Origin of the sequence: Pseudothauera nasutitermitis (assembly GCF_004801295.1) — a bacterium.
Classification (GTDB): domain Bacteria; phylum Pseudomonadota; class Gammaproteobacteria; order Burkholderiales; family Rhodocyclaceae; genus Pseudothauera; species Pseudothauera nasutitermitis.
The window spans coordinates 290,884-307,148 of sequence record NZ_SSOC01000006.1 but is presented as its reverse complement, the minus strand read 5'-3'; the positions used below and the strand labels follow the sequence as shown (position 1 = coordinate 307,148).

General features: G+C 70.2%; 18 protein-coding genes. 11 read left to right on the top strand and 7 right to left on the bottom strand.

Annotation, left to right across the window (positions count from 1 at the left end; all coding sequences use genetic code 11):
- The first annotated feature begins 260 nt into the window (after positions 1-260).
- The gene (locus E6C76_RS17400) at positions 261-1,394 is read left to right on the top strand and encodes a hypothetical protein (protein ID WP_136349511.1); all 1,134 of its coding nucleotides are present in this window, start codon (positions 261-263) and stop codon (positions 1,392-1,394) included.
- 340 nt (positions 1,395-1,734) lie between these two features.
- Positions 1,735-2,310, top strand: a complete 576-nt coding sequence (locus E6C76_RS17395; protein WP_136349510.1) for a HupE/UreJ family protein — start codon at positions 1,735-1,737, stop codon at positions 2,308-2,310.
- 70 nt (positions 2,311-2,380) lie between these two features.
- Here E6C76_RS17395 and E6C76_RS17390 read toward each other — a convergent pair whose 3' ends face one another.
- Positions 2,381-2,884: a flavin reductase family protein gene (locus tag E6C76_RS17390; RefSeq protein ID WP_136349509.1), complete on the bottom strand. Its 504-nt coding sequence runs from the start codon at positions 2,882-2,884 to the stop codon at positions 2,381-2,383.
- Positions 2,885-3,007: 123 nt separating this feature from the next.
- Between E6C76_RS17390 and mutY the strand changes: the two genes are divergently transcribed.
- On the top strand, positions 3,008-4,060 hold the full coding sequence (gene mutY / locus E6C76_RS17385) for an A/G-specific adenine glycosylase (protein WP_269140173.1): 1,053 nt from the start codon (positions 3,008-3,010) through the stop codon (positions 4,058-4,060).
- A gap of 2 nt (positions 4,061-4,062) precedes the next feature.
- On the opposite strand, the gene E6C76_RS17380 is transcribed toward mutY, so the two are convergent.
- Genes E6C76_RS17380 through E6C76_RS17365 form a run of 4 tightly spaced genes read right to left on the bottom strand, consistent with a single transcriptional unit; the run spans position 4,063 to position 7,251 of the window.
- Positions 4,063-4,707: a DUF3299 domain-containing protein gene (locus E6C76_RS17380; RefSeq protein WP_136349508.1), complete on the bottom strand. Its 645-nt coding sequence runs from the start codon at positions 4,705-4,707 to the stop codon at positions 4,063-4,065.
- 5 nt (positions 4,708-4,712) lie between these two features.
- Complete coding sequence (locus tag E6C76_RS17375) at positions 4,713-5,978, bottom strand: ABC transporter permease (RefSeq protein ID WP_136349507.1); 1,266 nt, start codon at positions 5,976-5,978, stop codon at positions 4,713-4,715.
- Entirely contained in the window at positions 5,975-6,688 is a 714-nt protein-coding gene (locus E6C76_RS17370; RefSeq protein ID WP_136349506.1) for an ABC transporter ATP-binding protein, read from the bottom strand. Before E6C76_RS17370 ends, E6C76_RS17375 begins: the two co-directional genes overlap by 4 nt.
- Positions 6,685-7,251 carry a DUF2796 domain-containing protein gene (locus tag E6C76_RS17365; protein WP_230976306.1) on the bottom strand — a complete coding sequence of 189 codons (567 nt, stop codon included), beginning with the start codon at positions 7,249-7,251 and terminating at the stop codon, positions 6,685-6,687. Before E6C76_RS17365 ends, E6C76_RS17370 begins: the two co-directional genes overlap by 4 nt.
- A 96-nt stretch (positions 7,252-7,347) precedes the next feature.
- Between E6C76_RS17365 and E6C76_RS17360 the strand changes: the two genes are divergently transcribed.
- From E6C76_RS17360 to E6C76_RS17345, 5 genes are all read left to right on the top strand, one after another.
- Entirely contained in the window at positions 7,348-7,821 is a 474-nt protein-coding gene (locus E6C76_RS17360) for a Fur family transcriptional regulator (protein WP_136349504.1), read from the top strand.
- A gap of 64 nt (positions 7,822-7,885) precedes the next feature.
- Entirely contained in the window at positions 7,886-8,035 is a 150-nt protein-coding gene (locus E6C76_RS22110) for a hypothetical protein (protein WP_168734368.1), read from the top strand.
- A gap of 10 nt (positions 8,036-8,045) precedes the next feature.
- On the top strand, positions 8,046-8,789 hold the full coding sequence (locus tag E6C76_RS17355) for a metal ABC transporter ATP-binding protein (protein ID WP_136349503.1): 744 nt from the start codon (positions 8,046-8,048) through the stop codon (positions 8,787-8,789).
- A complete protein-coding gene (locus tag E6C76_RS17350) occupies positions 8,786-9,652 on the top strand; it encodes a metal ABC transporter permease (protein ID WP_136349502.1) in 867 nt (288 codons plus the stop codon). The genes E6C76_RS17355 and E6C76_RS17350 overlap by 4 nt, the downstream gene beginning before the upstream one ends.
- Positions 9,653-9,669: 17 nt before the next feature.
- Positions 9,670-10,593, top strand: a complete 924-nt coding sequence (locus tag E6C76_RS17345; RefSeq protein ID WP_136349501.1) for a metal ABC transporter solute-binding protein, Zn/Mn family — start codon at positions 9,670-9,672, stop codon at positions 10,591-10,593.
- A 21-nt stretch (positions 10,594-10,614) separates the two neighbouring features.
- On the opposite strand, the gene rhtB is transcribed toward E6C76_RS17345, so the two are convergent.
- On the bottom strand, positions 10,615-11,235 hold the full coding sequence (gene rhtB / locus E6C76_RS17340; RefSeq protein WP_136349500.1) for a homoserine/homoserine lactone efflux protein: 621 nt from the start codon (positions 11,233-11,235) through the stop codon (positions 10,615-10,617).
- Positions 11,236-11,408: 173 nt separating this feature from the next.
- Between rhtB and E6C76_RS17335 the strand changes: the two genes are divergently transcribed.
- A complete protein-coding gene (locus E6C76_RS17335) occupies positions 11,409-12,350 on the top strand; it encodes a ChaN family lipoprotein (RefSeq protein ID WP_211090263.1) in 942 nt (313 codons plus the stop codon).
- A 209-nt stretch (positions 12,351-12,559) separates the two neighbouring features.
- Positions 12,560-13,144 (top strand): cytochrome b, encoded by a 585-nt coding sequence (locus E6C76_RS17330; RefSeq protein WP_136349499.1) that lies wholly within the window; start codon positions 12,560-12,562, stop codon positions 13,142-13,144.
- 25 nt (positions 13,145-13,169) lie between these two features.
- Here E6C76_RS17330 and ilvD read toward each other — a convergent pair whose 3' ends face one another.
- Positions 13,170-15,020, bottom strand: a complete 1,851-nt coding sequence (ilvD, locus tag E6C76_RS17325) for a dihydroxy-acid dehydratase (RefSeq protein WP_136349498.1) — start codon at positions 15,018-15,020, stop codon at positions 13,170-13,172.
- Between the two features lie 177 nt (positions 15,021-15,197).
- On the opposite strand from ilvD, the gene dmeF reads away from it, so the two are divergent.
- Positions 15,198-16,250, top strand: coding sequence for a CDF family Co(II)/Ni(II) efflux transporter DmeF (gene dmeF, locus E6C76_RS17320; protein WP_136349497.1), 1,053 nt, complete (start codon positions 15,198-15,200; stop codon positions 16,248-16,250).
- Positions 16,251-16,265: the final 15 nt, after the last annotated feature.

Sequence of the window (16,265 nt, the reverse complement as noted above, 5' to 3'; positions counted from 1 at the left end):
GAATCATATATCTATTTTTTTCGATTCATTCATATAAAAATGCAATCGCCGTGCAGCCCCATGCCCGCCCCATTGCCGTGCCCCGCCATCCGATCCAGGTTGCGGCCGGGCAGATCGGCCGCTACGCTGCGAACAGGTCTCGACAACGACATAACGATGTTTGCAGACAAGCACCCGGGCAGGAAGCTCCCGTTCACCACCGAGACGCGGCCGGCAGGCCGTATCCGGCGGGCTTTTCCCCTGAACACGGACGGCTGGCGATGAACGCCGCCGGCCGCCTGTTCATCGATGCCCACTGGGACGGCCGCGGCGTGCCCCGCGCGGGTGCCCGCATCGAAAGCCCGCAGATCGCCCGCGAATTGATCGGCCTGCCCGCCGGCGAAGCCCTGGAACGCCTGCCCGCGCTGTGCGCCCCGGATGCGCAGGCCCAGCAGTTGTGCGCACAGGCGGCTATCGCGGCAGCACGCGGAGAGCCCGCCGCCGAAGAAGACGCCCGGATCGCCGTCGAACGCGCGATCTCCGCCGAAGCCGCGCAGCAACTCCTGTCCCGCCTGCTGCTCGACTGGCCGGCCCTGTTCGACCACGAACCGCGCCGCGCGCGCTTCACCGACCTGCACCGCCGCCTCGCCCGCCTGGCCGTCGTCGGCGATGCCGCCAATGCGCGCGACCTGGGCGGCCAGTTGCTCGATCTGGTGGCCGCCGAACTGCTTTCCGGCTTCTTCACCATGGCGCGCGAACCCTCCAGCCTGGGAGAATTCGCCCGCCGCGCGCGGCGCGGCGGCAGCATCGGCGCGGCGCTCTCCGATCTGCTGGAAATGGGCACCCACGCCCCACCGCAGGGCATGGCCGCGTTGCTGCCCTGCATGGACGCCGCCATCTGGGCCGCCGAACTGGGCGGCGTGCCGGACATGGCGTTCTGCGATGCGCCCACCTGGGCCGGCGCCCCGGCGGAAACCGGCGCACTGGCACGCCAGCGCGATTCCGCGCTGGTACGCCTGCTGGTCGACCACGGCCACCCCGTCGCCGCACGCCTGTTCGCCCAGGTGGTCGACCTGTCCGACTGGGCCAGCCGCCTGCGCCACCCGCTGGCCGACGACCTGCCCGCCGTGGTGGATGCCGCTCCGCTCGGTCCGCACACCGGACTGGCACGCTGCGAAAGCGCGCGCGGCGTGCTGCTGCATGCCGTCCGCCTGGACGGCGACACACTGGCCGACTACGCCATCATCACGCCCGACGCGTGGAACTTCCACCCCGCCGGCGCCCTGGCCCTGGAAGGCAGCGGCTGGCGCGAGCCCGATCCGGAAAGCGCGCGCCGCCATCTCACCGCGCTGGTGCTCGGCCTGAATCCCGGCCTGCCTTTCGACATCCGCTTCACCGACGGCGACGACGCATAAGAGCCTGTCTACGACCTTTTCATGGGTCCCGTTGCCCCGCCAGGCCGGTCGATGCAAGGCGCAAAACGCAGTCGGGCTGGTGGCCCGGCGAGTATTTGCAACGCGGCAGCGGCCGGCCTGGCGGGGCAACCCGCAGGGCAGCCGCCCAAAGCGCTCCGCTCCGCGTTGCGCGCCTTGCCAAGACGCCCGGTATTGCCTGCGCCGCGCGCCTTGAGCGGAACGCTTTGGGCGGCTGCGGGACCCATGAAAAGATCGTAGACAGGCTCTGGGAGCCTGCCCCACGGCTGGCACGCAACTTGTTAGGGAAAGCGCATTCCATTCGAGCATTCCTGGAGCAAGCATGTATTCGACCCGCGTCCTGATCCCCCTCGGTCTCGCCCTCGCCAGCGGCTCCGCGCTGGCCCATCCCGGCCACGAAACCGCCAGCTTCTTCTCTGGTTTCTCGCATCCGCTGGGCGGCCCGGACCACCTGCTGGCCATGCTCGCCGTGGGCCTGTACGCCGCCCGCCAGGCCGGCCGCCAGCGCTGGGCGCTGCCGGCGGCCTTCGTGCTGGCCATGCTGGCCGGCGCCGGGCTGGGCGCGCTGGGTCTGGCGCTGCCGGCGGTGGAAACCGGCATCGCCGCATCGGTGCTGGTGCTGGGCCTGCTGATCGCCTTCGCCGCGCGCCTGCCGATGGCTGCCGCGGTGGTCCTGGTGGCCGCCTTCGCGCTGTTCCACGGCCATGCCCACCACGCCGAAATGGGCGACGGCACGCTGGCCGCCTACGCAGTCGGCTTCGCGCTGGCCACCGCCCTGCTGCACGGCGCCGGCTACCTGATCGGCCGCTGGCTGCCCGCCACGCCGTGGGCGCAGCGCACACAACGTGCGGCCGGCGCGCTCATTGCTGGCGCGGGTGCGGTATTCCTCGGCGCCTGAACAGGTCTCTCCCGCCAAAACGAAGAGGTGGCCTCGGCCACCTCTTCGCATTCAGAGATCGCGCACCACTTCAGGGCGCGAGCCGTCGGTAGGCACCGCCATGGAACAGCAGCGGTGGACGATCCTCGCGGTCGAAATTCACCACCTCGCTGACGAACAGCACGTGGTCCCCACCCGGGTAGCGCTGGGTGTTGCGGCATTCGAAACGCGCACAGCAACCGCGCAGCAGCGGTGCGCCGCCCAGGCCCTCGTCGAACTCCAGCCCGGCGAAGCGGTCTTCTACCCGGCTGGCGAACAGCTGGGAGACGTCCTGCTGATCCTCCGCCAGCACGTTGATGGCGTAGTATTCGCAGGCTTCGAAAACCGGCAGGCTGGGCAGATGCGCCGACAGGCTCCACAGCACCAGCGGCGGATCGAGCGAAACGGAATTGAAGGAATTCACCGTAAGCCCCACCGGCGCACCATTGGCCGCGCGCGTGGTGACCACCGTGATGCCGGTGGCGAACATGCCCAGGGCATTGCGAAAATTGCGGGTGAAATCTTCGTGTGTGTTGGAATAGTTGTTGGCAGACATGGATTTATGCGTAGGCGGCACCGGGCGAGAGGACCGGGCCGGGGTGATCGGTCGGCGGATTATGGCGCCGAAGCCCCACGGCGTCGACCCCCTGCTGCGCCGCAATAACAGGAAAAATTCCCTTTGAAGCAAGACTTTGCGGCCCGCCTGATGACCTGGCAGGCCGAACACGGACGGCATGATCTGCCCTGGCAGCAGACCCGCGACCCTTACCGGGTGTGGCTCTCCGAGATCATGCTGCAGCAGACCCGCGTGGAGACGGTGATCCCGTACTACCAGCGCTTCCTCGAACGCTTCCCGCGCATCGCGGATCTCGCCGCCGCGCCGCAGGAAGCCGTGCTGGGGCTGTGGAGCGGCCTGGGCTACTACGCCCGCGCACGCAACCTGCACGCCGCCGCGCAGGCCGTGGTGGCCGAACATGGCGGGCAATTCCCGCGCAGTGCCGCGGAAATCGCCGGACTGCCGGGCATCGGCCGCTCCACGGCGGCGGCCATCGCCGCGTTCTGCTTCGACGAGCGCGTGCCCATCCTCGACGGCAACGTCAAGCGCGTGCTGTGCCGCGCCTTCGGCATCGAAGGCTTTCCAGGCGAACGCGCGGTGGAGCAGCGCCTGTGGGCGCTGGCCGGGGAGTTGCTGCCGCCCGCCGGGGTCGGGCGCTACATCCAGGCGCAGATGGACCTCGGCGCCACGCTGTGCACGCGATCCAACCCGGCCTGTACGCGCTGCCCGCTGGCCGATGGCTGCGTCGCGCTGCGCGACGGACGCACCGCCGAGCTGCCCACCGCGCGTCCGCGCAAGACGCCGCCGCGCCGCGCGAGCAGCATGGTGGTGATACGCGCCGACGGCGCGGTACTGCTCGAACGCCGCCCACCTGCGGGCATCTGGGGCGGATTGCTGGCCCTCCCGGAAAGCGGTGCGCGGGATGTGGCCGACTGGGTGGGCGCCTATCTCGGCATCAAGCCCGGCGCGCCCGTGGCACTGCCCGCGCTGACACACGCCTTCACCCACTTCGTGCTGGACATCCAGCCCTGGCTGGTGGAACTGGATGCCCCGCCCACTGCCGTCCACGACGGCACGTGGTACTGGCAGAACCTCGATCAGCTTGCCGAGGCGCCGCTGCCCACGCCGGTGCGCGCCATCCTGAACGCACTGCCGCCGCCCGCAGGGCGGGTCTGAACTCAGTCCGGCAACGGCTCCGTATCAACGTACTCTTCCACCGACACCGCGCGCAGGCGGTAGCCCGCGTTGCCCAGTTCGGAATCGACGCGCTCCACGCTCAGCTCGCCATTCACCCACACCGGCACCATGTTCCATTCGCCGGGGATCGCCTTGGCCGGCTGCACGTGGATGAGCTGGTTGGCCGGCGGCGGCGGCACGTGGATGCAGGCGCCGAAGTACGGTACCAGCAGGAATTCGCGGATGGTCTTGCCGTCGCCCTCCAGCGGCACCACGAAGCCGGGGATGCGCACCCGCCGGCCGTCCATGGCCTGCACCACCGGGGCGCGGTCCCACTCCTCGCGCAGGCGGCGCAGCAGATCGATGGCGCGCGGGTCGGCGTCGCTCAGGGAGTCCAGGTCCACCTCCTCGAACAGGGCCTGCGGATTCCAGTCCGCCGGCAGCAGGTCGTCCCATTCGATTTCGGGGTAGGCGGATTTGGCCGCCGCGCCGCGCGGCGCCAGGCGGTCGCCAACCTGGTAGTCCTGTGCGACGGGTACCGGCTTGGCGGCCTGAGCCTGCGCTTCGGTGGCCGTCCACGGCAGCCAGGGCAAGGCGGCGAGGGCGCCGGCCGCCGCCACGGCGGCCAGGGTGATACGCGGGTTCATGCTCATCAGATCCTGATCGTCATGCCGTCGGCGAGCGAATGGCGGTAGGCCCGCCAGGCCGGCACCAGACTGGCCAGCAATGCGGCGCCGAGCACCGCGCCGAGCAGGCGCCATTCGGCCAGCGACGGCCAGTCCGCGGAAAGCGGCAGACCGTGCGCCGATTCCAGCCACGGCCCAACGGCGGCCACCGTGGCGGAAAGCAGAAGGATACCGAGAATGCAGCCGGCCAGGCTGAGCAGCAGGCTTTCCAGCGCCAGCAGGCGGAATACCTGGCCGGGGCTGGCGCCCAACGAACGCAGGATGGCCAGTTCGCGGCGGCGCTCGCCCAGGCTGGCGATCACCACCGCCACCAGCCCGGCCAGCCCCACCGCGACCACCAGGGCGGACACCGCAAGCAACGCGCGCTCGGCCACCGCCACCACGTTCCACAGTTCCTGCAGCGTGGCGCCGGGCAGCACGGCGGTGAGCGGTTCCTCGCTCCAGTTGTTGATCTGGCGCTGCACGCGGAACACCGCCACGCGCGACTTCAGGCCGACCAGCGCAGCGGTGGCGCTCTTCGGGCTGAGATCGAACTTGCGCACGTGCTCGGCAGCGATGTTCACCCCGGGCAGGCGGGCGCCGCCCACCCAATCCACATGGATGGCCTCGATGCCTTCCAGGCTGACCAGCACCGAGCGGTCCACCGGCGTGCCGCTGCGCTCCAGCACGCCGACGATGGTGAACGGCTTGTCGTCGTGTTCGGCGAAGCCGGTGCCGCCCGCGCCGTGGCTGACCACGATGCGCTGGCCCACGCGGTAGCCGAAGCGCGCCGCCACCTCGGCGCCGACCACGGCTTCGAACAGCCCGCCGAAGGGCTGCCCGTCCGCGAAACGCAATGCCTGCCCGCGCCCGTGGCGGTAATGCTCGAAGAAGCCGGCGGTGGTGCCCACCACGCGGAAGCCGCGATGCGAATCGCCCAGCGACAGCGGCACCAGCCAGTCCACGTCGGGCAGCGCGGCAATGCGCTCGATGCTCGGCCACGACACGTTGTTGGTGGCGTTGCCGATATGGAACACCGAATACAGCAGCAACTGCACCGAGCCGCCGCGTGCGCCGACCACCAGATCGGTGCCGGAGATGGTCGAGGCGAAGCCCGCGCGCGCATCGTGGCGCAGGCGCTCGACGCCGAGCAGCAGGGCCACCGCGAGGGCCACCGAAATCACCGTGAGCAACGCGGTGAGGCGGCGGTTGAGCAGGCTGCGCCAGGTCAGTTGCCAGATCGGCGATTTCATGCGGCCTCTCCCGCCACGCGGTTCAGTTCGCCGAGCGCCACCACACGGTCGAAGTGTTCGGCAAGGCGCCCGTCATGGCTGACGAACAGCAGCGCAGCGCCGGCCTGCGCGCATTCGGCCAGCAGCAAATCGAGAAAGCCGCGCTGGCGGTCGGCATCGAGCGCCGAAGTGGGTTCGTCGGCGATCACCAGCGGCGGACGGCCGATCAGCGCGCGCGCGGCGGCCACGCGCTGTTGCTGGCCCACCGACAGTTCGGCGGCCGGGTGGTCGAGCAGCGCAGCCTGCAGATCCAGGCGCGCCGCCAGACGGGCAGCCTCGGCGGCCGGATCGCCGCCCGCTGCGGCAATCCGCGCGCGCCGCGCCCTGGAAAAGCGGCAGGGCAGCAGAATGTTGTCGCGCGCGGACAGGTAGGGAATCAGGTTGAACAGCTGGAACACGAAACCGATGTGATCCGCGCGGAAGCGGTCGCGCGCGCCGGCGTGCAGCGCGCCGAGTTCCTGCCCATGCACGGCGACGTGGCCCGCGTCCGGGTCCAGCACGCCGCCGATCAGCGACAGCAGCGTGGTCTTGCCGCTGCCGCTGGGGCCGTGCAGGAAGACGCGCTCGCCGGCGGCCAGTTCGAAGGCGTCGATCTCCAGGCAGGGGCGTGGCGTGCCCGGCCAGGCGAAGCGCAGCCCGCGCAAGGCGACCGCCGGCGCGGCAGTGCTCACAGCGGCAGCCGGTTGCGCGTCTTGTCCAGCGTGGCCGCGTTTTGCCCGTTCGGCGTGGCGGTCTCGGCACGCACCCGCGTCATGCGCGGGAAGACCTCGCCGAGGCGCACCTGCACTTCATTCAGCGCCTGCGGAACGGCGCAGCTCAATTCGTAGTGCGCATGCAGGTCGCCATGGCCGGCATCGTGTTCGTGCCCGTCATCATGCTTGTGATCGTGCGCATGCGCCTGTTCGTGCTTGTGGTCATGGTCGTGCTCCGCCTCATGCCAGGGCGACTCCAGCTCGATGTCCTTCACCTCGCAACGCGCCGCCGCGGGCAGCACGAACAGCGCGGAGAAGTCGCGCAGCCGTGCCTCGGCCTCGGCCACCGCCTTGCGCTGCGCATCGGTGCGCGGGGCATGCTCGAAGCCCACCAGATTGTCGAGCGGCGTACTCAGTTCGATCGACAGTTCGCCGCCCTCGACCGCCACGCGCAGATCGGCCACGCCGTGTTCGTGCGCGCCATGCGCCTGTGCCAGGGAGGCAAAACCCAAGAGAAAAGATGCCGCGATCACGCCTTTCATCGGTTGCATGCTCCATGTTCGAGAAAACGCCCTCCCACCGGGCGGCGGGGGTATCCTGAATGCTTCGGATCACGCAAATGCTACAATGTTGCACAAATGATCGCAAACCCCGACACTGCCCATTCCCACCCCGCCGCGCCGGACGCCCCTTCCGCCCGTGAGCTGATCACCGCGCGCGGCGGACGCGTCACCCGCACCCGCGTGGCGGTGCTCGACGTGCTGCGCAGCGCGCCGCGACCGCTCAACCACGACCAGATCGCCGCCGAGCTGGAAGCCGCCGGCGAGCAGCACGACCGCGTCACCCTGTACCGCGCCCTCGACTGGCTGGTGGAACAGGGCATCGCCACCCGCGTGGCGGGCAGCGACCGCGCGTGGAAGTTCGAACTGGTGCGCGACACGGGCCACCGCCACGCGCATTTCCACTGCCAGCGCTGCGGCCGCGTGCTGTGCCTGGACGAAGTGGAACCGGCACTGGCCGGCGCGCTGCCGGCGGGCTTCCGCCTGGAACAGGCCGAGCTGGTGCTGCACGGCGCCTGTGCGGACTGTACCGCCCCGCCGCCCACGCCATGAACGGCGCTTGCCTTTAACGCAACTGCGTTGCATCATCCCACCCCCGCCCGACGCACCGCCGTCCATGAACCACGCCCACCACGACCATTCCCACGCCCCCCGGCGCCGCCGCGACCCCGCCGGTCTGCTGTCGGCCGGCCTGGGCACGCGCCTGGGGATGGCGCTCGGGGCGTTGGCGGTGCTGTGGCTGGCGGTGCTCTGGGCGCTCGGTTGAAAACGCCCGGATGATCCGCTGCGACGACCTCACGCTGGGTTACGACCGCCACCCGGCGGTCCATCACCTCAGCACCGTAATCCCCGCCGGCACGCTGCTCGCCGTGGTCGGCCCCAACGGCGCGGGCAAATCCACCCTGCTCAAGGGCATCGCCGGCGAACTGCGCCCGCTCGGCGGGCGCATTGCCCTCGACCCCGGCGGGCGTGCCACGCTGGCTTACCTGCCGCAGCGCGGCGACCTGGACCTGAGTTTTCCGGTGTCGGTGTTCGAGATGGTGGCGATGGGCCTGTGGCGCGAGATCGGCGCCTTCGGCCGTCTCACGGCCGCGCACCACGAACGCGTGCGCGCGGCGCTGGCGGCCGTGGGCCTCTCCGGTTTCGAAGCACGGCCGCTGGGCTCGCTGTCCGGCGGACAACTGCAGCGTGCACGCTTCGCCCGGCTGATCCTGCAGGACGCCGCGCTGATCCTGCTCGACGAACCCTTTGCCGCGCTCGACGCACGCACCGTGGCCGATCTCACCCGGATCCTGCTGGACTGGCAGCGCGAAGGCCGCACCATCCTCGCCGTGGTGCACGACCTCGACCTGGTACGCCGCCATTTCCCCGCCTGCCTGCTGCTGGCGCGCGAGCCGGTGGCCTTCGGCCCCACCGCCCAGGTGCTCACCGAGCCGCTGCTGGAACGCGCGCGCGCGCTGTCCGAAGCCTTCGACGACAGCGCGGCAGTGTGCCACCGCGCGGAAGACGCCCACGCATGATCGACTTCTTCATCCAGCCCTTCATCGAATTCGAGTTCATGCGCCGCGCGCTGGCCGGCTGCCTGGCGCTCTCCCTGGGCGCCACGCCGGTGGGCGTGTTCCTGCTGCTGCGCCGCATGAGCCTGATGGGCGACGCCATGAGCCACGCCATCCTGCCCGGCGCCGCGCTCGGCTACCTGGCCTTCGGCCTGTCCCTGGGCGCGATGACCGTGGGCGGCATCGCCGCCGGCCTGCTGGTGGTGCTGGCCGCCGGCGTGGTCAGCCGCAGCTCGGTGCTCAAGGAAGACGCCACGCTGGCCACCTTCTACCTGCTCTCGCTGGCCGCTGGAGTGATGATCGTCTCCCTGCGCGGCAACAACCTCGACCTGCTGCACGTGCTGTTCGGCTCGGTGCTGGCGCTCGACGACGGCTCGCTGCTGCTCATCGCCGCCATCGCCAGCCTCACCGTGCTGGCGCTCGCCGCGCTGCTGCGCCCGCTGGCGCTGGAATGCTTCGACCCGGCCTTCCTGCGCGGGGTCAGCCGGCTGTCGCCGCTGGCGCACTACGGCTTTCTGGCGCTGGTGGTGTTCAACCTGGTGGCCGGCTTCCACGCCCTGGGCACGCTGATGGCGGTGGGCATCATGATCCTGCCGGCCGCCGCTGCGCGGGTCTGGGCGCGCGCGCTGGGGCCGCTGCTGGCCATCGCTGTGGGCATCGCCTTCGGCAGCGCACTGGCCGGCCTGCTGCTGTCCTTCCACGCCGACGTGCCGGCCGGCCCGGCCATCGTGCTGATGTGCGGGCTGGCCTACCTCGGCTCGCTGCTGCTCGCCCCGGACGGCCTGCTCGCCGGCCGCCTGCCGATCCGCAAACACCTCGAATCCTGATTGCCGTCACGCTCCCCATGCGCCCCCTGCTCCGTCTGCTCGCCCTCTCCGCCCTGCTGCTGGCCGCCGCCCTGCAACCCGCGCGCGCCGAGCGCGTGGAGGTAGTGGCGAGCTTCTCCATCCTCGCCGATCTGGTCGCCCAGGTCGGCGGCGAACGCGTCAGCGTGCGCGCGCTGGTCGGCCCCGACCAGGATGCCCACGGCTTCCAGCCACGCCCCTCGGACGCCCGCCTGGTGGGCGCCGCCACGCTGGTGGTAGCCAATGGGCTGGGCTTCGACAACTGGGTGGAGCGCCTGGCGCGCTCCGCCGGCAGCCGCGCGCCGCTGGTGCTTGCCGCGCAGGGCATCGAAGCGCTGCATGCGGAAGAAGCGCACGATCATGGACATGGGCACGGCCACCACGACCACGGCGACCTCGACCCCCACGCCTGGCAGGACGTGCGCAACGTGGTGATCTACGTGCGCAACATCACCGACGCGCTGGCCGCTGCCGACCCCGCCGGCACGCAGGACTATCGCGCCAACGCAGAGCGTTACACGGCCGAACTGCACGCGCTCGACGCCGAAATCCGCGCCGCGCTGGCGACGCTGCCGGCCGAACGCCGCAAGGTGGTCAGCTCGCACGACGCCTTCGCCTATTTCGACCGCGCCTACGGCGTGCGCTTCCTGCCCGCGCGCGGCGTGGCCAGCACCGCCGAGCCGAGCGCCCAGGGCATCGCCCGGCTGATCCGTCAGGTGCGCGCGGAAAAGGTGCCCGCGGTATTCCTGGAAAACGTGGTGGACCGCCGCCTGGTGGAGCGCATCCGCGCCGAGGGCGGCGCGCGCCTGGGCGGCACGCTGTATTCCGACGCGCTGTCGGCGGCCGGCGGCCCGGCGCCCACCTATGTGGCGATGATGCGCCACAATCTCGCCACCCTGCTCGCCGGCCTCGCGGCCGACTGAGCAGTCACCCCGCCCGAACCCTCAGCGCGAGGAAGCCGCCAGCGCCGCTCCGGCGCCGACGAACAGCGTGCCGAACACGCGGTTCTGCAGGCGCAGCGCGCGCGGATTGCGCAGCAGCGGGCGGAACCGCGTGGCCAGCCCCGCGTAGCAGGACATCACCAGCGTATCCACCGCCGTCATGGTCAGGCCGATGATGACGAACTGGATGAACTGCGGCTCGCGCGGATTGATGAACTGCGGCACCAGCGCGGCCATGAAGATGATCGCCTTGGGATTGGTCAGATTGACCAGCAGCCCCTGCAGCAGCAGGCCGCCGCGCCGCGCGGGCAGCGCGGCGCCGGCCTCGTCCAGCGGCTCCGGGCGGGCGCGCCACTTCTGCACGCCCAGCCACACCAGATAAGCCGCGCCGGCAATCTTCAGCGCCAGGAATGCGGTGGCCGAGGTGGCCAGCACCGCGCCCAGGCCCAGGGCCACCACCGCAAGCTGGATCAGCAGTGCGATCTGCAGGCCCGCGATCGCGCGCAAGGCCCCGCCATAGCCATGGCGCAGCCCGGTGGCCATGGAAAGCACCGCCCCGGGGCCGGGGCTAACGGCGATGACGATGGCCGCGACCAGAAAGGCGACCCACAGGCTCCAGCTCACGATGAAACTCCTTAAAGGAAAGGAGCATCCCGCCTTTCGCTGCGCCGCGCAAGAGGCGGTAGGAACCAAGCCCACCCCACCGAATCCGAACACCATGAAGCGTGCGTGCAGCACGTCCGCAAGGCCGCTCGCCGACTGGGCGAACGGCTTGGCGACCGGGAAAGGAGATCGACATGAAGGCGACTGCCCTGTTCGCACTACTGCTGCTGACCGCCTGCATGAGCGCCGGCCCGGCCGGTGGACGGACGTCGGGGCCAGCCTGTGTGCCTGACGCCGCCTGGGTCGCCCCGGGCGGCGGGGAACTGCAGCGCGATGCGTTGCTCGGCGACCTGACAGGGAATGGCGTGGTGCTGCTCGGCGAACGCCATGACAGCATGGCCCACCACCGCTGGCAGTTGGAAACCCTGGCAGCCTTGTACGCCCGCCACAAGGACATGGTGATCGGCCTGGAGATGTTCCCTCGCCGGGTACAGCCGGCACTCGATGCCTGGGTGGCCGGCGAGCTGGACGAGGCCGCCTTCCTGGAACGCAGCGACTGGGCCCGTGTATGGAATCACGACGCGGCGCTGTACCTGGACATCTTCCGCTTCGCGCGCGACCACCGCATCCCGCTACGCGCACTCAACGTCGAACGCACACTGGTACGCGCAGTGGGACGCGCCGGCTACGACGGCGTGCCGGCCGAACAGCGCGAGGGCGTGGGCCGCCCGGCGGAGCCTGCGGCGGCCTATGTGGATTGGCTGCACGCCATCCGCCGCGCGCACCACCCGGACGGCGCGGCGGACGACGACGCGGCCCGCCGCCGCTTCGTCGAAGCGCAATTGATGTGGGACCGCGCGATGGCCGAGGGCATCGCCGCCGTGCGCGCCGAGCGGCCCGGCGCGCTGGTGGTCGGCCTGATCGGCGGCGGCCACCTGCGCCACGGCTGGGGCGTGCCGCACCAACTGGCCAGCCTGGGCGTCACCGATGCGGCGGTGCTGCTGCCCTGGGACCACGGCAGCGACTGCGCCGAGTTGGTGGCCGGGCTGGCCACGGCGGTCTATGGCATCGGCCTGCCCGCCGGGCACCCACCCGTTCCCGCCCGCCGGGCGGCGCTCAGCACTCCGGCCGGCTGAAGCCGCGCACCGCTCATGGCCCCTGCCTGACGCCCCGCGCATTGTCGTATCGCCGCGCTGCGCTCTTGACAAGCGGATACCGGCCGCTTCCATGCCGGCCGCTGCCGATGCACGGAACATTCGCCGCACCGGCGAGTCCATGCTGTGCCGCAGCAAACTGGCGGACCGCAACTTTCCTGACATGCAGCGCCAATACAGGAAGCCCCTCGATGCTGAAGAACTCCGATCTGAATTACGGCCTGGTAGCGAAAACCCTCCACTGGGTCACCGCCTTGCTATTCCTCACCGCATACGCCGCGGTGTATTACCGCCACTGGTTCACCGAACCGCGAACCCCGGAGAACTGGACGGCGCTGCAGCTGCATCTGTCATTCGGCGTCAGCATCGGCGTGCTGGCCTTGCTGCGTATCGTCTGGAGCCTGGCGAACAAGCGGCCGCGTGCGGAGCCCGGCAGCAGGCTGGCACACCTGGCGGCGCACGGCGGACATCTGGCGCTGTACGCCGTGCTGATCGTCATGCCGCTGACCGGCTACCTGGGAACGGGGGTCGCCACCGAGCTGTTCTTTCTCTTCGACGTGCCGAAGTTCGAGGACACGTATCTGTTCAAGACGGTGGTCGAAGGCTGGATGGGGCTGGGCTTCAAGGAATTCGAGCAACCGATGGATTTTATCCACAAGAACGGCGGCGCCTATCTGGTCTGGCTGCTGATCCTGGGCCACGCCGGGGCGGCCCTGTATCACCACTACACGCTCGAGGACAGGACGCTGCTCAAGATGACCACGGGCAGGGGATGAGCCCCACTGCCCGTGGGATCCGGCGTCAACGCCGGATCTGGGTGACGTCGCGCACCGCGCCCGTGTCCGCGCTGGTGGTAAGCGCCGCGTAGGCCTGCAGCGCGGCGGACACGGTGCGCTGGCGGCTGGCCGGCTTCCACGCCTGCGCGCCCTTGGCGTCCATCGCGGCGCGGCGGCGGGCCAGTTCCTCGTCGCTCACCGCCAGATGGATGCGGCGCTTGGGAATGTCGATCTCGATGGTGTCGCCATCCTCCACCAGGCCGATGGCCCCGCCCATCGCCGCTTCCGGCGAGGCATGGCCGATGGACAGGCCGGAGGTGCCGCCGGAGAAGCGCCCGTCGGTGAGCAGCGCGCACTGCGCGCCCAGGCCGCGGCTCTTCAGGTAGGAGGTGGGGTAGAGCATTTCCTGCATGCCGGGGCCGCCCTTGGGGCCTTCGTAGCGGATCACCACCACGTCGCCGGCCTGCACCTGTTCGCCCAGAATGCCTTCCACGGCGTCTTCCTGGCTTTCATACACGCGCGCCTTGCCGGTGAATTGCCAGATGGATTCATCCACCCCGGCGGTCTTCACGATGCAGCCCTTCTCGGCGATGTTGCCGTACAGCACCGCCAGCCCGCCGTCGGTGGTGAAGGCGTTGGCCTTGTTGCGGATCACGCCGCGCGCGCGGTCCATGTCCAGTTCGTTCCAGCGGCGGTTCTGCGAGAACGCCACCTGGGTGGGCACGCCGCCCGGCGCGGCGAGGAAGAAGTCGAACACCGACTTGTCGTGGGCCTGCATGATGTCCCAACGGCTCAGCGCCTCGCCCAGGGTCTTGCTGTGCACGGTGGGCACGTCGCGGTGCAGCAGGCCGGCGCGGTCCAGTTCGCCGAGGATGCCCATGATGCCGCCGGCGCGGTGCACGTCCTCGATGTGCACGTCGGCCACCGCCGGGGCGACCTTGGAGAGGCAAGGCACTCGGCGGCTGATGCGGTCGATATCCTTCATGGTGAAGTCCACCCCGGCCTCGCGCGCGGCCGCCAGCAGGTGCAGCACGGTGTTGGTGGAGCCGCCCATGGCCACGTCCAGGCTGATGGCGTTCTCGAAGGCCTGGAAGCTGGCGATGGAGCGCGGCAGCACCGAGGCGTCGTCCTGCTCGTACCAGCGCCGGGCGATGTCCACGATGCGCCGGCCGGCTTCCTTGAACAGCTTCTCGCGGTCCGCATGGGTGGCCAGCGTGGTGCCGTTGCCCGGCAGCGACAGGCCCAGCGCCTCGGTAAGGCAGTTCATCGAGTTGGCGGTGAACATGCCGGAACAGGAACCGCAGGTCGGGCAGGCGGAACGCTCGATGGCGTCCACCTCTTCGTCCGAACAGTTCTTGTCGGCGGCCTTGACCATGGCATCCACCAGATCCAGCGAAATCACCTTGGCCTCCCACTTGACCTTGCCGGCCTCCATCGGTCCGCCGGATACGAAGATCGCCGGGATGTTCAGGCGCAGCGCGGCCATCAGCATGCCCGGGGTGATCTTGTCGCAGTTGGAGATGCACACCAGCGCGTCCGCCGTGTGGGCGTTGCACATGTATTCCACGCTGTCGGCGATCAGGTCGCGCGAGGGCAGCGAATACAGCATGCCGCTGTGGCCCATGGCGATGCCGTCGTCCACGGCGATGGTGTTGAATTCCTTGGCCACGCCGCCGGCCGCCTCGATCTCGCGCGCCACCAGCTGGCCCATGTCCTTCAGGTGCACGTGGCCGGGCACGAACTGGGTGAAGCTGTTGGCGATGGCGATGATGGGTTTGTCGAAGTCGCCGTCCTTCATGCCTGTGGCGCGCCACAGGGCGCGGGCGCCCGCCATGTTGCGGCCGGCGGTGGAGGTGCGGGAACGGTACTGGGGCATGACGGGACTCCGCGAAAAGTCTGCGTGGGGAACCGGTGATTGTACCGCCATGCGTCCGGGCCGTAAGTACCCGCCGCGGCGCGTGAAAGGCCACGGCCATACGGCAGATCGCCGCCAGAGGTGTCCCGCAGGCGGACGCTGGATTATGCTTCCCCCACTCACCGGGAGCCGATCGCCATGCCCCAGCCGACCCTGACCGCCCACTCCTGCGAAACCGCGCGCCACAACCAGCACCCGCACGACTTCGGCCAGGGCTCGCGCCACAAGGCGGAAAGCCGCACGCTGTGGGTCACTCTGCTGACCCTGGCGACCATGCTGGCCGAGGTGGTCGGCGGCTGGATCACCGGCTCGATGGCCCTGCTGGCCGACGGCATCCACATGGCCGGGCACGCGCTGGCGCTCGGGCTGGCCGCCGCGGCCTACTATCTGGCGCGCCGCCACGCCAACGACCGCCGCCTGAGCCTGGGCAGCGGCAAGATCGGCGATCTGGCGGCCTATACTAGCGCGCTGTTCCTCGGCATCAGCACCCTGTGGCTGGTGGCCGAATCCATCCAGCGCCTGCTGGCGCCCCAGCCGCTGATGGCGGTGGAGGCGATGAGCGTGGCGGTCATCGGCCTGGCGGTGAACCTGCTTTCGGCCTGGCTGCTGGCGAGCAGCCACGAGCACGGCCACCATCATGATCACGGGCACACGCACCCTCACGAGCACGATCCCGGCCACCACGGCCATGACCACGAGCATGCACACGGCGGGCACGCCCACGTCCGCCAGGACAACAACCTGAGGGCCGCGCTCGTGCATGTGATCGCCGACGCGGTCACCTCGGTGGCCGCCATCGCAGGCCTGCTGGCCGCCTGGCTGTGGGGCTGGAATTGGCTGGATCCGCTGATTGCCCTGGTTGCTTCACTGGTGATCGCGCGCTGGGCGATCGGCCTGCTGCGCCAGACCGGCGCGGTGCTGCTCGACGCGGAAGGGCCGGACAGCCTGCGCGCCCAGGTGCGCGAGCGTCTGGAAAGCCTGGGCGACGCGCGCGTCACCGACCTGCATCTGTGGTCGGTGGGCCAGGGCGCCTGGACCCTGGTGGCCGGCGTGGTCAGCCACGCTTCGGCCACCCCGGACGACTTCCGTGCCCGTCTGCGCGACCTGCCCGACATCCATCACCCGATGATCGAGGTGCGCCACTGCGACCGCTGTAACGGACCCGCTGGCGGCGCGCCCGGCGACAGGTAGAATCGACCCCCACCC

What these genes read in the sequence shown, in the direction of transcription:
- E6C76_RS17400 (WP_136349511.1), top strand. Translation starts at nt 261, where the DNA reads ATGAACGCCGCCGGCCGCCTGTTCATCGATGCCCACTGGGACGGCCGC.
- E6C76_RS17395 (WP_136349510.1), top strand. Translation starts at nt 1,735, where the DNA reads ATGTATTCGACCCGCGTCCTGATCCCCCTCGGTCTCGCCCTCGCCAGC.
- E6C76_RS17390 (WP_136349509.1), bottom strand. Translation starts at nt 2,884, where the DNA reads ATGTCTGCCAACAACTATTCCAACACACACGAAGATTTCACCCGCAAT.
- E6C76_RS17380 (WP_136349508.1), bottom strand. Translation starts at nt 4,707, where the DNA reads ATGAACCCGCGTATCACCCTGGCCGCCGTGGCGGCGGCCGGCGCCCTC.
- E6C76_RS17375 (WP_136349507.1), bottom strand. Translation starts at nt 5,978, where the DNA reads ATGAAATCGCCGATCTGGCAACTGACCTGGCGCAGCCTGCTCAACCGC.
- E6C76_RS17365 (WP_230976306.1), bottom strand. Translation starts at nt 7,251, where the DNA reads ATGAAAGGCGTGATCGCGGCATCTTTTCTCTTGGGTTTTGCCTCCCTG.
- E6C76_RS17360 (WP_136349504.1), top strand. Translation starts at nt 7,348, where the DNA reads ATGATCGCAAACCCCGACACTGCCCATTCCCACCCCGCCGCGCCGGAC.
- E6C76_RS22110 (WP_168734368.1), top strand. Translation starts at nt 7,886, where the DNA reads ATGAACCACGCCCACCACGACCATTCCCACGCCCCCCGGCGCCGCCGC.
- E6C76_RS17355 (WP_136349503.1), top strand. Translation starts at nt 8,046, where the DNA reads ATGATCCGCTGCGACGACCTCACGCTGGGTTACGACCGCCACCCGGCG.
- E6C76_RS17350 (WP_136349502.1), top strand. Translation starts at nt 8,786, where the DNA reads ATGATCGACTTCTTCATCCAGCCCTTCATCGAATTCGAGTTCATGCGC.
- E6C76_RS17345 (WP_136349501.1), top strand. Translation starts at nt 9,670, where the DNA reads ATGCGCCCCCTGCTCCGTCTGCTCGCCCTCTCCGCCCTGCTGCTGGCC.
- E6C76_RS17335 (WP_211090263.1), top strand. Translation starts at nt 11,409, where the DNA reads ATGAAGGCGACTGCCCTGTTCGCACTACTGCTGCTGACCGCCTGCATG.
- E6C76_RS17330 (WP_136349499.1), top strand. Translation starts at nt 12,560, where the DNA reads ATGCTGAAGAACTCCGATCTGAATTACGGCCTGGTAGCGAAAACCCTC.
- ilvD (WP_136349498.1), bottom strand. Translation starts at nt 15,020, where the DNA reads ATGCCCCAGTACCGTTCCCGCACCTCCACCGCCGGCCGCAACATGGCG.
- dmeF (WP_136349497.1), top strand. Translation starts at nt 15,198, where the DNA reads ATGCCCCAGCCGACCCTGACCGCCCACTCCTGCGAAACCGCGCGCCAC.